We start from the raw sequence: 12,162 nt of genomic DNA, 5'->3' as shown, positions 1-12,162 counted from the left end.
TACGCACGGGGAACCGGGTGCGGACCCGTCCATGCTGACCCCTTGCGGCCTCTACTGACGAGTACTCAGACGGGTGATCGGGTGTGGCTGCGGCACCTCGGCCGTCCGGTACGAGAACCAGGCGAGGAACGCGACGACGAACAGCCCCTCGGCGAGCAGGGACAGGGGGCCGTACGGCGCTTCCCAGCCGTCCTCGTAATGTCCGCCCGGCAGGCCGACGGTACGCGACAGCGCGAAACCGACGATCATTGCGAGACTGGCCAGCATTCCGGTCAGCCAGGCCGCCATCGGGCACTTCTGGCCCGCGAGGGCCACGGCCACGACGAGCATCACGGCGCTGCCCGCGACGAACAGCAGACCGATGTAGAGCGTCTCCTCCAGGTGGCCGGGGACGAGCAGCGCGTGCAGGACCGCGTCGATGACGGCGCAGGTCACGGCGACTGCCGTCCAGCCGGCCTCTGCGGGGTGGGTGGAGTTCATGACGCATCTCCTGAACGACGCTGCTCCCCGGTGCGGGGCGCCTCCTGCCCGCGGTGGTGAGGGTTGTCTCCTGCCCTCAGTACGGAAAACGCCCTCCGGGGGATTGCGTCGCCGGCCGGACCGCTCTCGTAGGATGTGCCCGATGCACAGCACCGGACAGCACACCCCGCGACCGCCACGGCGGCGTCTGCGTGCGCTGCTCGTGCTGGGGGTGCTGGCCGGGCTGCTGGGCATGCACGCCCTGGCGCCCGGTGGCGGTACGGAGCACACGGGGCAGGTCCGGGCCGTGCACATGGGGGTCATGGCCACCGCCCACGACGGCTGTCCCGACGGCGACGGCCACTGCGGCGGCCACGGCCTGCACCACGCCGACCCCACCTGCGCGTCCGGCGCCGTGAGCGGCGGTCCGCAGCTGCCCGCGCTCACCCCCGGCCCGGTGACCGCCCCCGTGCCGGCCGGCGGCCCGCGCCCGTGCGTGGCCGCGGCACCGGACGGGGCCCGCGCCCCGCCCTCCCTGGCGGAACTCCAACTTCTGCGGATCTAGAGGCCGCGCCGGCCGCATGCCGTACCCGACGGCGTTGCGGTCGTGCTCCCACGCGTGCCCGAAGACCTTTCCGACAGCAGGAGTTCCCGCATGACCATCCGTACCCTGACGCGCCGTGCCGCCCTCGTCGCGGCGACCGGCTTCGTCTCCGTCGTCCTCGCCGCCTGCGGCAGCAGCGGTGACAGCGGCGCGCACGGCGGCCACGGCGCCTCGGCGAGCCCGAGCGGATCCACCGGCGCCACCGCCCACAACAACCAGGACGTCACGTTCGCCCAGGGCATGATCCCGCACCACCGGCAGGCCCTGGAGATGGCGCGGCTCGCCGCCGGCCGGGCCGGCTCGGCACAGGTCAAGGACCTCGCCTCGCGCATCGAGAAGGCACAGGACCCGGAGATCCGCACCATGACCGGCTGGCTGAAGTCCTGGGGTGAGCAGGTCCCCATGGCAGGCATGGACCACTTTGGCCACTCCGGGACGTCCGGCATGCAGGGGATGTCCGGGATGATGAGTGACGCCGACATGACGGCACTGAAGAAGGCGACGGGCAAGGACTTCGACACCAAGTTCCTGTCCCTGATGGTCGAGCACCACCAGGGCGCCGTCGAGATGGCCACCACGGAGAAGAACAGCGGCGCCTACGGTCCCGCCCAGGGCATGGCCGACGGCATCGTCACCGCGCAGAACGCCGAGATCAAGGAGATGAAGCGGCTGCTCGCCGGGAGCGCGAGCTGACCGGCGGGCGGGGGCCGACACGCCCGGTGCGGCCGGCCCCCGCCCTCGCTCTCAGTTCCGCCGGCCCAGCACCTTCTCCAGCGAGCCCAGCGCCGAGCGCAGCTCCTCGGCCGTGATGGTCAGCGGGGGCGCCAGCCGGATCGTGGAGCCGTGGGTGTCCTTGACCAGGATCCCCTCCTGCATCAGGCGCTCGCTGATCTCCCGGCCGGTGCCGATGGCCGGGTCGACGTCGACACCCGCCCACAGCCCCCGCGCGCGGAAGCCGGTCACACCGTTGCCCATCAGCTCGGCCAGTCCGTCGCGCAGGAGCAGACCCAGCTCCGCCGCCCGCCGCTGGAACTCACCGGTCTCCAGCAGTTCGACCACCGCCGTGCCGACGGCGGCGGCCAGCGGGTTGCCGCCGAACGTGGAGCCGTGCTCGCCCGGGTGCAGCACGCCCAGCACCTCGCGCCGGGCCACCACCGCCGACACCGGCACGATGCCGCCGCCGAGCGCCTTGCCGAGCAGCAGCACGTCCGGGACGACGTCCTCGTGCTGGACGGCGAGGGTGGTGCCGGTGCGGCCGAGGCCCGACTGGATCTCGTCCGCGATGAACAGGCAGCCCTTGCGGCGCGTCAGCTCACGGACGCCGGCCAGATAGCCCTCGTCCGGGATGATCACCCCGGCCTCGCCCTGGATGGGCTCGATCAGCACCGCGGCCGTCGTCTCGTCGACCGCCGCCTCCAGCGCGGCCAGGTCGTTGTACGGCACGATCCGGAAACCGGGTGTGAAGGGGCCGAAGCCCGCCCGGGCCGACTCGTCCGTGGAGAAGCTGACGATCGTCGTCGTACGGCCGTGGAAGTTCTCCGCCGCGACCACGATCGTCGCCCGGTCGGCGGGGACGCCCTTCACGTCGTAGGCCCACTTGCGGGCCACCTTGATGCCGCTCTCCACCGCCTCGGCGCCGGTGTTCATCGGCAGCACCATGTCAAGACCGGTCAGTGCCGCGAGCCGCTCGGCGAACTCGGCGAGCCGGTCGTTGTGGAAGGCGCGGGAGGTCAGGGTCAGCCGGTCGAGCTGGCGGTGCGCGGCCTCGATCAGCGCCGGATGGCGGTGGCCGAAGTTGAGCGCCGAGTAGCCGGCCAGCATGTCGAGGTAGCGGCGGCCCTCGACGTCCTCCACCCAGGTGCCCTCGGCCCGGGCGACGACCACGGGCAGGGGGTGGTAGTTGTGCGCGAGGACCGGCCCCTCCGCCCGGATCAGGTCGTCGGAGGTACGGGCGTGCGCGGGTGCGGTCATCAGCGGATCTCCTGGGTGCAGCACTTGATGCCTCCGCCGGCCTTGTGGAACTCCGACAGGTCGACGGGGACGGGGACGTAACCGTGGCCGTCCAGGCGCTCGGCGAGCGTCTCGGCCTTGGGGGCGATGAAGACGTGCCGGCCGTCGGACACGGAGTTCAGGCCGAATGCCATGGCGTCGTCGCGGGTGGCGAGCACCGCGTCCGGGTAGAGGCGCTTGAGCACCTCCCGGCTGCCCGGCGAGAAGGCTTCCGGGTAGTAGACGATGTTGTCGTCGTCCAGCACGAACAGCGCGGTGTCCAGGTGGTAGAAGTACGGGTCCACCAGGGTCAGGCCGATCACCGGGTGGCCCAGGAACTCCTGCGCCTCGCGGTGGGCCTCACGGGTGGTGCGGAACCCGGTGCCGGCCAGCACGTACCGGCCCGTCCACACCAGGTCGCCCTCGCCCTCGGTCACCGCCTCCGGCCGGTGGACGTCGTAGCCCGCCGCCTTGAACCAGGTGTCGTAGTGGACCGACTCGGCGCGCCGCTCCGGCGCGTGGAAGAGGGATCCGAAGACCCGGCCGCCGACCACGAACGCCGCGTTCGCGGCGAAGACCATGTCGGGCAGGCCCGGCACCGGATCGACCGCCTCGACGCTGTGGCCGCGGGAGCGGTAGGCGCGGATCAGTGCCTGCCACTGCTCCTGGGCCAGATCCACGTCCACGGGCGTGTCGGGATGCATCCAGGGATTGATCGCGTACTGCACGGCGAAGTGTCTGGGTTCGCAGACAAGGAAGCGCCGAGGGCGCGGCACACGGCTTTCGGCCACAGAGGGTTTCCTCCGCTTTCCTGTGTGTCACTGGGGGTGGACACCACGGTAGGAAGTGACGGAGACGATCGACAAGAAACAAAAGCTGCGCGCATGTGCAGCATCGCTGCGTTCTTGCCGGGATGAACGCACGAGTACTGCGCGTGTCCAGGTTTACTTTCCGATCATTCCGGTGCCACCTGGGTGGCGCCCGCTTCCGGGCTTTCCGGGAGGAGGTGGGACAGCACCATCACGCTGATCGTCTTCCGGATGAACGGTTCGGCGCGGATCCGCTCCAGCACCTCCTCGAAGTGCTCCACGTCCCGCGCCCGTACGTGCAGCAGAGCGTCCGCGCCGCCGGTCACCGTCATGGCCGCCGTGATCTCGGGGTGGTTGCGCACCACCTCCGCCAGGCGCCGCGGCGGGGCCGCGCCCTCGCAGTACACCTCGACGTACGCCTCGGTGCGCCAGCCGAGCGCGGAGGGCTGCACGGTCGCCGTGAACCCGGTGATCACACCGGTCTCCCGCAGCCGGTCCACGCGCCGCTTGACCGCGGTGGACGACAGCCCGATCGCCGCGCCGATCTCGGCGAAGCTGGTCCTGGCGTTCGCCATCAGCGCGGTGATGATCTTGCGGTCGAGGTCGTCGAAGGACGCGGTCCTGCTGTTCATGCGGGCACTGTAATCAGCCACGCCCGCGGCGGGAGAACTAGGACTGCGTGACGACCATGGCGAGTGTCAGCAGCCCCAGCACCACCCAGCCGAACCACAGCCACCCGTTGCTGCCGAGGGCGACCGTGTAGGCCGTCACGACGACGAGCCCGCCGACGGTCATCGCCCCCATCGCCTTGGTGGAACCGCTCGTGGAACCGGGCATCGCGACACCCTCCTCATGGTCCGTCCTTGACCATGGTGCCCCGAATTCCCTCCGGAGGGGATAGTGCGGCTTCAGCTCTCGCGCGCGTTCAGAGAGGCCAGATAGGCGTTGTACGCCTCCAGCTCCTTGTCACCGTCCCGGTCGGCGGCCCGGTCCTTGCGCTTGGCCTGCCGTTGCTCGGAGCTGTACCACTGGAACAGCAGTGCGATCAGCACCAGCACGGACGGGACCTCGCTGAACGCCCAGGCGATCCCGCCGGCCGCGTTCTGGTCGGAGAGCGCGTCGATGCCGAGCGAGGCGGGCGGGTTCTTGAACGTCTCGACCATCGGCTCCGAGGCCATCATCAACGCGATGCCGAAGAACGCGTGGAACGGCATGCCCGCGAACAGCTCCAGCATCCGCATCAGATACCCCGGCCGGTGCGGGCCCGGGTCCACGCCGATGATCGGCCAGAAGAACACGACACCCACGGCGAGGAAGTGGACCATCATCGCGATGTGCCCCGCCCTGGACCCCATCAGGAAGTCGAACATCGGCGTGAAGTACAGCGCGTACAGGCTCGCGATGAAGAGCGGGATCGTGAACGCCGGGTGGGTGATGATCCGCATGTAACGGCTGTGCAGCAGGGCCAGCAGCAGCTCACGCGGTCCCTTGCGGCCCCTGCCGGCGGCCGGCAGCGCGCGCAGTGCGAGCGTGACCGGGGCGCCCAGCAGGATCAGGATCGGCGACAGCATGCTGATGATCATGTGCTGCACCATGTGCACGCTGAACATGACCATGCCGTAGTCATTGAGCTTGGTGCACATCACCAGCGCGATGGTGAGGACCCCGACGACGTACGAGACCGTACGGCTGACGGGCCACGCGTCCCCCCGTCGGCGCAGCCGCACGACACCCCACCCGTACAGGGCCAACCCGGCCAGACAGGCGACGAGAAAGAAGGGGTCCGCCGACCACTGGAGACCCCGCCCCAGCGTGAACGGCGGCAGATCCATCATCATGCCGTGCCCGCTGTGATCCATCCGGCGGCTCCTGATTCGTGGGGGTTGTACGCGTCTGTCCGCCCCCAAGAGTAGAACCGCCCCCGGTCACGGCCGTGACCGGGGGCGGGTTGTTCCCGTGTGGACTACAGGACGCACTCCGCCTCGTCGTAGCGCTCCGTGGGAACCGTCTTCAGCGTCTCCACGGCCTTCGCCAGCGACACCATCACGATGTCGGTCCCGCGCAGCGCCGTCATCATGCCGAACTCACCCCGGTGCACGGCCTCCACCGCATGCCACCCGAACCGCGTCGCCAGCACCCTGTCGTACGCCGTCGGCGTTCCGCCCCGCTGCACATGGCCCAGGATCACCGGCCGCGCCTCCTTGCCGAGGCGCTGCTCCAGCTCGATCGACAGCTGCCGCGCGATCCCCGCGAAGCGCTCGTGGCCGTAGATGTCCTTGCCGCCCTCGTCGAACTCCATGGAGCCGGGCCGCGGCTTGGCCCCCTCGGCGGCGACCACGATCGCGAAGCGCTTGCCCGCCTCGAACCGCTCGCCGACCTTCCTGGTCAACTCCTCGATGTCGAAGGGCCGTTCCGGTACGACGACGGCGTGGGCGCCGGCCGCCATGCCGGAGTGCAGCGCGATCCAGCCGGTGTGCCGGCCCATGACCTCCACGACCAGTACGCGCTGGTGGGACTCGGCGGTGGTCTTCAGCCGGTCGAGGGCCTCGGTCGCGACACCCACGGCCGTGTCGAAGCCGAAGGTGACGTCCGTGACGGCGATGTCGTTGTCGATGGTCTTCGGCACGCCGACGATGGGCAGGCCGTTGTCCGACAGCAGCCGGGCCGCCTTCAGCGTGCCCTCGCCGCCGATCGGGATGATCGCGTCCAGGCCCAGCTCCTCGACATGACCCTTGGCCCGCGCCACACCGTCGCGCAGATGCGAGGGCTGGACGCGGGAGGAGCCGAGGATGGTGCCGCCGCGGGTCAGGATGCCGCCCACGGCGTCGAGGTCGAGCTTGAGGTAGTCGCACTCCAGGAGGCCCTTCCAGCCGTCCCGGAAACCGATGACCTCGTCGCCGTGGTCGGCGACCGCACGGTGCACGACGGACCGGATGACGGCGTTCAGGCCGGGGCAGTCGCCGCCGGACGTGAGGACACCAATGCGCATAGCCCGAATACCTTCTCAACGTGGGCCGGGAAACCGGACCACGTCGTCCGGCGGATTCCCGGCCACCCTACCGGCGTGAGGGGGTGGCTCCGTAGCGGGCGTCCGCCTGCTGGACGCGCCCGCACATGTGAGCGGACGGGCCGTCAGGCGGGCCCCCTACGAGCCTGCCGGAACGCGCTGAGACGCGCCTGAGGCGACGCTGAGACGCCCCTGAGGTGCCCCTGAGGCGATGCTGAGACGCCGCTTGCACGGGCCTGCGGCGCCACTGCACCGACGCGGGCTGCACCGCCGCCGTGGTCACGCAGGCTGCTGCGCAACGGCGCCTACGCAGGCTGCTGCGCAACGGCGCCTACGCAGGCTGCTGCGCAACGGCGCCTACGCAGGCTGCTGCGCAGCCGCGATGCGCTCGTTGCGGAGTGCCTCGTACCAGCGGTCGTCGATCGGCGGCAGTGCGTTGACGTCCAGCGCCAGCTTCAGCAGCAGGTCGGCGATCTGCGGGTTGCGGGCGAGGACCGGCCCGTGCATGTACGTACCGAAGACCGTCCCGTTGTACGCACCCTCGGTGCCGTCCCCGGTGCCGTTGCCCTTGCCGATCCGCGTCCGGGCGAAGGGGCGGGCGGTCGCGCCGAGGTGGGTGACGCCCTGGTGGTTCTCGAAGCCGGTCAGCTGGGGCAGGCCGAGCTGGGGGTCGATGTCCGCGAGGACGTCACCGACGCACCGCTCGCCCTCGCCGCGCACCGACACCACGTCGAGCAGGCCGAGGCCCGGCTCGCGCTGGCCGAGGTCGTTGATGAACTCGTGGCCGAGGATCTGGTAGCCGGCACAGACGGAGAACACGATCGCGCCGTTCTGCACGGCCCGGGACAGATGACCGTCCCGGCGCAGCCGCTCGGCCGCGAGCCGCTGCGGCCGGTCCTCACCGCCGCCGATCAGATAGATGTCGCCGGAGGTCGGGATCGGCTGGTCGCTGCGCACGTCCAGCCGGGCCACGTCCAGGCCGCGCTGCCGGGCCCGCCGCTCCACGACGAGCGCGTTGCCCTGGTCGCCGTAGGTGCTCAGCAGGTCCGGGTAGATCCACACCAGCCGCAGTTGGTTGTCGCTCATGAGGTGATCGCCCTTCGAAGATCAGTTGCCGACGCGGCGGCGCAGGTCCTGGAACGCGGTGTAGTTCGCGATGACCTCGACACGGCCCGGCGGGCACATCTGCACGGCCTGGTCGAGGTTCTCGCAGACCTGGAAGTGCTGGTTCGCGACCTCCAGGCGGACGGCGAGGTCCAGCTTGCGGTCACCGATGACGAAGATCGGGTGGCCGGTCAGCCGGGTGTAGTCGACGTCCCACAGCCAGGAGGTGTCGGTGCCGTCGGCCCCGCGCGCGTTCACGGACAGGATCACCGGAGCGGGCGGCGGGTCGATCAGGGAGAACGTCTCCAGCCAGCCGGCCGGGTTCTTCGCCAGCAGCAGCCGCAGGTCACGGCCCTCGAACTGGACGATGTCGTAACGCCCGGCGACCGCCTGCACCTGGTACATCCGCTCCAGGGCGACCTGCGGCGGCACCCCGAAGACGGCGGCGACGGCCGCGGAGCTGGCCGCGTTCGCCTTGTTGGCGCGGCCCGGCAGCTGCAGGTGGATCGGCCAGGCCGACCCGTGCGGATCCAGCACATGGTCCCCGGACAGCGCCCAGCTCGGCGTCGGCCGGCGGAAACCGCACTCGCCGCAGAACCAGTCGTCACCGGGACGCTGCATCACGCCACCGCACGACGGGCAGGACCAGGCGTCGTCCTTCCACATCTGCCCGGCCGCGACCCAGATCACATTCGGGGAGGAGGAGGCGGCCCACACGATCAGCGGGTCGTCGCAGTTGGCCACGATCACGGCCTTGGAACCGGCCAGGCCCTCGCGCCAGTTCTCCGCCAGCATGCGGGTCTCGGCGGCGCGGTCCAGCTGGTCACGGGAGAGGTTCAGCAGCGCGATGCACTTCGGGCTGGTGTCCCGTGCCACACCGGCCAGGTACTTCTCGTCGACCTCGATGACGCCGAACTTCGATTCCGAGCCGCCCGCGAGGGCGGAGGTGATGCCGGCCGGCATGTTGGCGCCGAGCGCGTTCGACACGACCGGGCCCGCGGCGCGCAGCGCTTCGGCGATCAGCCGGGTGGTCGTGGTCTTGCCGTTGGTCGCGGACACCAGGACGACGTCCAGGTTCTGCGCGAGCCGGGCGAGCAGGTCGGGGTCGAGTTTCAGCGCGACCCGGCCACCGATCACCGACCCGCTGCCGCGTCCTGCGGCCCGCGATGCCGCAGCGACCGCCTTACCCGCGGTCACGGCCAGCTTGGCCCGCGGCGTGAGCGGGTCCGAGTTGCCTGCCATCAGTTCTCGATCCTCCTTGCGTACGCGCCGCGCCCTGGGCCATCCGGCAACGTGGTGTGGACCTCAGCCTATCGAGATCCATTCGCACACCCGAATCCCACCCATGCCGGAGCGGCGGGCATGAGCTGAACGAACCGTACCCTTGCCGCCATGCGACACGGCTCGATCCCGGGCGCCCGCGGGCGCGTCCGCCCTCTTTCCCTGCTCGGTGACGCGGCGCTGCACGGGCAATGCCGGGAAGTCACCGATTTCGGCCCCGATCTGGCGGCGCTCGTGGAGGACTTGTTCGCCACGATGTACGCGGCACAGGGGGTGGGCCTGGCCGCGAATCAGATCGGGGTGCCGCTTCAAGTCTTCGTCTACGACTGTCCGGACGACGAGGACGTGCGTCACCTCGGGCATGTGGTCAACCCCCGCCTGGTCGAGGCGGACGGCGTGGTGATCCGCGGCCCGGAGGGCTGCCTGTCCCTGCCGGGCCTGGAGGCGGGCACGGAACGCTACGACCATGCGGTCGTCGAGGGCTTCACGGCGACCGGGGAACCGGTCACCGTGCACGGCACGGGTTTCTTCGCCAGGTGCCTGCAGCACGAGTGCGACCACCTGGAGGGAAGGGTGTACGCCGACCACTTGACGGGCCGGCGCCACCGGAGACTGATGAGACAAATCTCGCGATCTTCGTGGCACGGTGCCGGCGGGTCCGCGTAGGGACGCGACCACCTGTGAGACCCGGCGCAGCCGTACGTGAGACCCGGCACGACCGCATGTGAGACCCGGCGCAGCCGTACGTGAGACCCGACCGTCAGAACCCGGGGCCCCCGACCTTGTCCCCCGCGGCAGCGAGGCGGCCCCACAGGAGGTCGGCCAGGGAACGGACCAACTCGGCCCGGGAGCAGGGCCGCTCACCCAGCCACCAGTCACCGGCGGCATGCATCATCCCGACGATCCCGTGCCCCCACACCCGCGCGAGCTGCTGGCTGCCGGGCCCGAGATCCACGCGCTCCTCGATGACCTGCGCCAGTTCCTCGCCCATCCTGCGGAGCAGCGGCGCGGAGTGCTTGCCGACGTCGAAGCCCTGGTCGCCGCCGGTGCTGCCCTCCGCCGGATGCATGAGGAACCGATACACCTGCGGACGTGCCTCGATCGCGGCGAGATAGGTGTCCAAGGTGGACTCCACCCGCTCCCGCCGATCGGCCGGAGCGTCCAGTGCCGCCCGCAGCGAAGCGAGCAGTGCGTCCGTGTGCCGCTTGGCAAGCGCAGCGTAAAGACCGCCCTTGTCGCCGAAGTGGCGGTACAGGATGGGCTTCGTGATACCGGCCTCCGCGGCGATCGCGTTCATCGACGCCTGCGGGCCGTCCCGGAGCACCACCCGGTCGGCGGCCTCCAGGAGCTCTCGCCGTCGGCGGTCGGCGGACCGTTGCTGATCGGTCCGCTGTGTGGTGTCCATGTGCTCTCCCCACCCGTGCTGATTCGGTGACGCCTGCGCAAACTAACACTGACTGGGCCCCTGACATCGAACGGGATGCCGAGGCGTCATCGGGAGTTGACTTTTCCTACCGGTCGGTAACAGACTCGGGTTACCGCTAGTAACATTGCACGTGCCGCCGCTGGAGGGGACATGGCCGAGTTCACCATGGAGCTCAACGACGAACAGAAGGAGGTCCGGGACTGGCTGCACGGCTTCGCCGCCGACGTCATCCGGCCCGCGGCCGCCGAATGGGACGAGCGTGAGGAGACTCCCTGGCCGGTCATCCAAGAGGCCGCGAAGGTCGGCATCTACTCCCTCGACTTCTATGCGCAGCAGTATTTCGACCCCACCGGCCTCGGTATCCCGATGGCCATGGAGGAGCTCTTCTGGGGCGATGCGGGCATCGCCCTCTCCATTGTGGGCACCGGACTGGCCGCCGTGGGCGTTCTCGCCAACGGAACCGAGGAACAGATCGGCACCTGGATCCCGCAGATGTACGGCGACCAGAACGACGTCAAGGTCGCGGCCTTCTGCTCCTCCGAGCCCGACGCGGGATCCGACGTCGCCTCGATGCGCACGCGTGCGGTCTACGACGAGGCCAAGGACGAGTGGGTGATCAACGGCACGAAGACCTGGGCGACCAACGGCGGCATCGCCAACGTCCACGTCGTCGTCGCCGTGGTCGACGCGGAGCTGGGTTCCAAGGGGCACGCCTCCTTCATCGTCCCGCCGGGCACGCCGGGCCTCGCCCAGGGCCAGAAGTTCAAGAAGCACGGCATCCGTGCCTCGCACACCGCCGAGGTCATCCTCGACAACGTCCGGGTCCCCGGCTCCTGCCTGCTCGGCGGCAAGGAGAAGCTGGACGAGCGGCTCGCCCGGGCCCGGGAGCGGGCGAAGGCCGCCGGTGCGGCGGGGGCGGCCCCGGGCGACGGCGGCAGGGTGAAGAACGCGGCGATGGCCACGTTCGAGGCCTCGCGGCCGGCGGTCGGCGCCATGGCGGTCGGCACCGCCCGGGCCGCCTACGAGGTCGCCCTCGACTACGCCATCACCCGCGAGCAGTTCGGGCGGCCGATCATCGACAACCAGGGGGTCGCCTTCCAGCTCGCCGATATGCGCACCCGGATCGACGCGGCCCGGCTGCTCGTCTGGCGTGCGTCGTGGATGGCGGTCAACCAGAAGCCGTTCACCGCGGCCGAGGGGTCGATGTCCAAGCTGTACGCCAGCGAGACCGCGAAGAAGGTGACCGCCCAGGCGATTCAGATCCTGGGCGGCAACGGGTACACGCGGGAGTACCCGGTCGAGCGGATGCACCGGGACTCCGCGATCTACACGATCTTCGAGGGCACGAGCGAGATCCAGCGGCTGGTCATTGCGCGGACACTGGCCGGGATGCCGATCCGGTAGCGCCGTGGGGGTTCGGCGCGACCCGGCCGCGGCGCCGCGGCCGGGTCGCGCGGTTCCTCCCCGCCCCCGGGTGAGGGCC

The 12,162-nt window shown here is 70.4% G+C and carries 14 protein-coding genes; 4 read left to right on the top strand and 10 right to left on the bottom strand.

Annotation, left to right across the window (positions count from 1 at the left end; all coding sequences use genetic code 11):
• Nucleotides 1-51 precede the first annotated feature (51 nt).
• Nucleotides 52-480 (bottom strand): hypothetical protein, encoded by a 429-nt coding sequence (locus ACZ7P3_RS12105; RefSeq protein WP_472080794.1) that lies wholly within the window; start codon nucleotides 478-480, stop codon nucleotides 52-54.
• A gap of 142 nt (nucleotides 481-622) precedes the next feature.
• On the opposite strand from ACZ7P3_RS12105, the gene ACZ7P3_RS12100 reads away from it, so the two are divergent.
• Together ACZ7P3_RS12100 and ACZ7P3_RS12095 are read left to right on the top strand one after the other, a co-directional pair.
• Nucleotides 623-1,024 (top strand): DUF6153 family protein, encoded by a 402-nt coding sequence (locus ACZ7P3_RS12100; RefSeq protein WP_472080793.1) that lies wholly within the window; start codon nucleotides 623-625, stop codon nucleotides 1,022-1,024.
• A gap of 90 nt (nucleotides 1,025-1,114) precedes the next feature.
• Nucleotides 1,115-1,756: a DUF305 domain-containing protein gene (locus ACZ7P3_RS12095; protein ID WP_472080792.1), complete on the top strand. Its 642-nt coding sequence runs from the start codon at nucleotides 1,115-1,117 to the stop codon at nucleotides 1,754-1,756.
• A 51-nt stretch (nucleotides 1,757-1,807) separates the two neighbouring features.
• On the opposite strand, the gene rocD is transcribed toward ACZ7P3_RS12095, so the two are convergent.
• From rocD to ACZ7P3_RS12055, 8 genes are all read right to left on the bottom strand, one after another.
• On the bottom strand, nucleotides 1,808-3,034 hold the full coding sequence (gene rocD, locus ACZ7P3_RS12090) for an ornithine--oxo-acid transaminase (protein WP_472080791.1): 1,227 nt from the start codon (nucleotides 3,032-3,034) through the stop codon (nucleotides 1,808-1,810).
• Entirely contained in the window at nucleotides 3,034-3,843 is an 810-nt protein-coding gene (gene ddaH / locus ACZ7P3_RS12085) for a dimethylargininase (RefSeq protein WP_472080790.1), read from the bottom strand. Before ddaH ends, rocD begins: the two co-directional genes overlap by 1 nt.
• A gap of 164 nt (nucleotides 3,844-4,007) precedes the next feature.
• Nucleotides 4,008-4,493: an Lrp/AsnC family transcriptional regulator gene (locus ACZ7P3_RS12080; protein WP_472080789.1), complete on the bottom strand. Its 486-nt coding sequence runs from the start codon at nucleotides 4,491-4,493 to the stop codon at nucleotides 4,008-4,010.
• Nucleotides 4,494-4,530: 37 nt separating this feature from the next.
• The gene (locus ACZ7P3_RS12075; protein ID WP_472080788.1) at nucleotides 4,531-4,698 is read right to left on the bottom strand and encodes a hypothetical protein; all 168 of its coding nucleotides are present in this window, start codon (nucleotides 4,696-4,698) and stop codon (nucleotides 4,531-4,533) included.
• Between the two features lie 71 nt (nucleotides 4,699-4,769).
• On the bottom strand, nucleotides 4,770-5,720 hold the full coding sequence (locus ACZ7P3_RS12070) for a cytochrome c oxidase assembly protein (protein WP_472080787.1): 951 nt from the start codon (nucleotides 5,718-5,720) through the stop codon (nucleotides 4,770-4,772).
• A 104-nt stretch (nucleotides 5,721-5,824) separates the two neighbouring features.
• Entirely contained in the window at nucleotides 5,825-6,850 is a 1,026-nt protein-coding gene (locus ACZ7P3_RS12065) for a 6-phosphofructokinase (RefSeq protein ID WP_472080786.1), read from the bottom strand.
• 375 nt (nucleotides 6,851-7,225) lie between these two features.
• Nucleotides 7,226-7,954 (bottom strand): type 1 glutamine amidotransferase, encoded by a 729-nt coding sequence (locus ACZ7P3_RS12060; RefSeq protein WP_472080785.1) that lies wholly within the window; start codon nucleotides 7,952-7,954, stop codon nucleotides 7,226-7,228.
• A 21-nt stretch (nucleotides 7,955-7,975) separates the two neighbouring features.
• Nucleotides 7,976-9,214, bottom strand: a complete 1,239-nt coding sequence (locus tag ACZ7P3_RS12055) for a DUF1727 domain-containing protein (protein ID WP_472080784.1) — start codon at nucleotides 9,212-9,214, stop codon at nucleotides 7,976-7,978.
• 150 nt (nucleotides 9,215-9,364) lie between these two features.
• Between ACZ7P3_RS12055 and def the strand changes: the two genes are divergently transcribed.
• Nucleotides 9,365-9,919, top strand: a complete 555-nt coding sequence (gene def / locus ACZ7P3_RS12050) for a peptide deformylase (RefSeq protein WP_472080783.1) — start codon at nucleotides 9,365-9,367, stop codon at nucleotides 9,917-9,919.
• 94 nt (nucleotides 9,920-10,013) lie between these two features.
• Here def and ACZ7P3_RS12045 read toward each other — a convergent pair whose 3' ends face one another.
• Entirely contained in the window at nucleotides 10,014-10,658 is a 645-nt protein-coding gene (locus ACZ7P3_RS12045) for a TetR/AcrR family transcriptional regulator (protein WP_472080782.1), read from the bottom strand.
• 171 nt (nucleotides 10,659-10,829) lie between these two features.
• Between ACZ7P3_RS12045 and ACZ7P3_RS12040 the strand changes: the two genes are divergently transcribed.
• Nucleotides 10,830-12,083: an acyl-CoA dehydrogenase family protein gene (locus tag ACZ7P3_RS12040; protein WP_472080781.1), complete on the top strand. Its 1,254-nt coding sequence runs from the start codon at nucleotides 10,830-10,832 to the stop codon at nucleotides 12,081-12,083.
• Nucleotides 12,084-12,162: the final 79 nt, after the last annotated feature.

The sequence above is a fragment of the Streptomyces sp. NPDC107581 genome (assembly GCF_055657175.1).
This window is presented reverse-complemented; position numbering and strand designations above follow the sequence as displayed.

Bases quoted from the DNA above. Each gene is read 5' to 3' on its own strand.
- ACZ7P3_RS12045 (WP_472080782.1), bottom strand. From the start codon at position 10,658: ATGGACACCACACAGCGGACCGATCAGCAACGGTCCGCCGACCGCCGA.
- ACZ7P3_RS12070 (WP_472080787.1), bottom strand. From the start codon at position 5,720: ATGGATCACAGCGGGCACGGCATGATGATGGATCTGCCGCCGTTCACG.
- ACZ7P3_RS12080 (WP_472080789.1), bottom strand. From the start codon at position 4,493: ATGAACAGCAGGACCGCGTCCTTCGACGACCTCGACCGCAAGATCATC.
- ACZ7P3_RS12065 (WP_472080786.1), bottom strand. From the start codon at position 6,850: ATGCGCATTGGTGTCCTCACGTCCGGCGGCGACTGCCCCGGCCTGAAC.
- ACZ7P3_RS12075 (WP_472080788.1), bottom strand. From the start codon at position 4,698: ATGCCCGGTTCCACGAGCGGTTCCACCAAGGCGATGGGGGCGATGACC.
- ACZ7P3_RS12060 (WP_472080785.1), bottom strand. From the start codon at position 7,954: ATGAGCGACAACCAACTGCGGCTGGTGTGGATCTACCCGGACCTGCTG.
- rocD (WP_472080791.1), bottom strand. From the start codon at position 3,034: ATGACCGCACCCGCGCACGCCCGTACCTCCGACGACCTGATCCGGGCG.
- ACZ7P3_RS12095 (WP_472080792.1), top strand. From the start codon at position 1,115: ATGACCATCCGTACCCTGACGCGCCGTGCCGCCCTCGTCGCGGCGACC.
- ACZ7P3_RS12040 (WP_472080781.1), top strand. From the start codon at position 10,830: ATGGCCGAGTTCACCATGGAGCTCAACGACGAACAGAAGGAGGTCCGG.
- ACZ7P3_RS12105 (WP_472080794.1), bottom strand. From the start codon at position 480: ATGAACTCCACCCACCCCGCAGAGGCCGGCTGGACGGCAGTCGCCGTG.
- ACZ7P3_RS12055 (WP_472080784.1), bottom strand. From the start codon at position 9,214: ATGGCAGGCAACTCGGACCCGCTCACGCCGCGGGCCAAGCTGGCCGTG.
- def (WP_472080783.1), top strand. From the start codon at position 9,365: ATGCGACACGGCTCGATCCCGGGCGCCCGCGGGCGCGTCCGCCCTCTT.
- ACZ7P3_RS12100 (WP_472080793.1), top strand. From the start codon at position 623: ATGCACAGCACCGGACAGCACACCCCGCGACCGCCACGGCGGCGTCTG.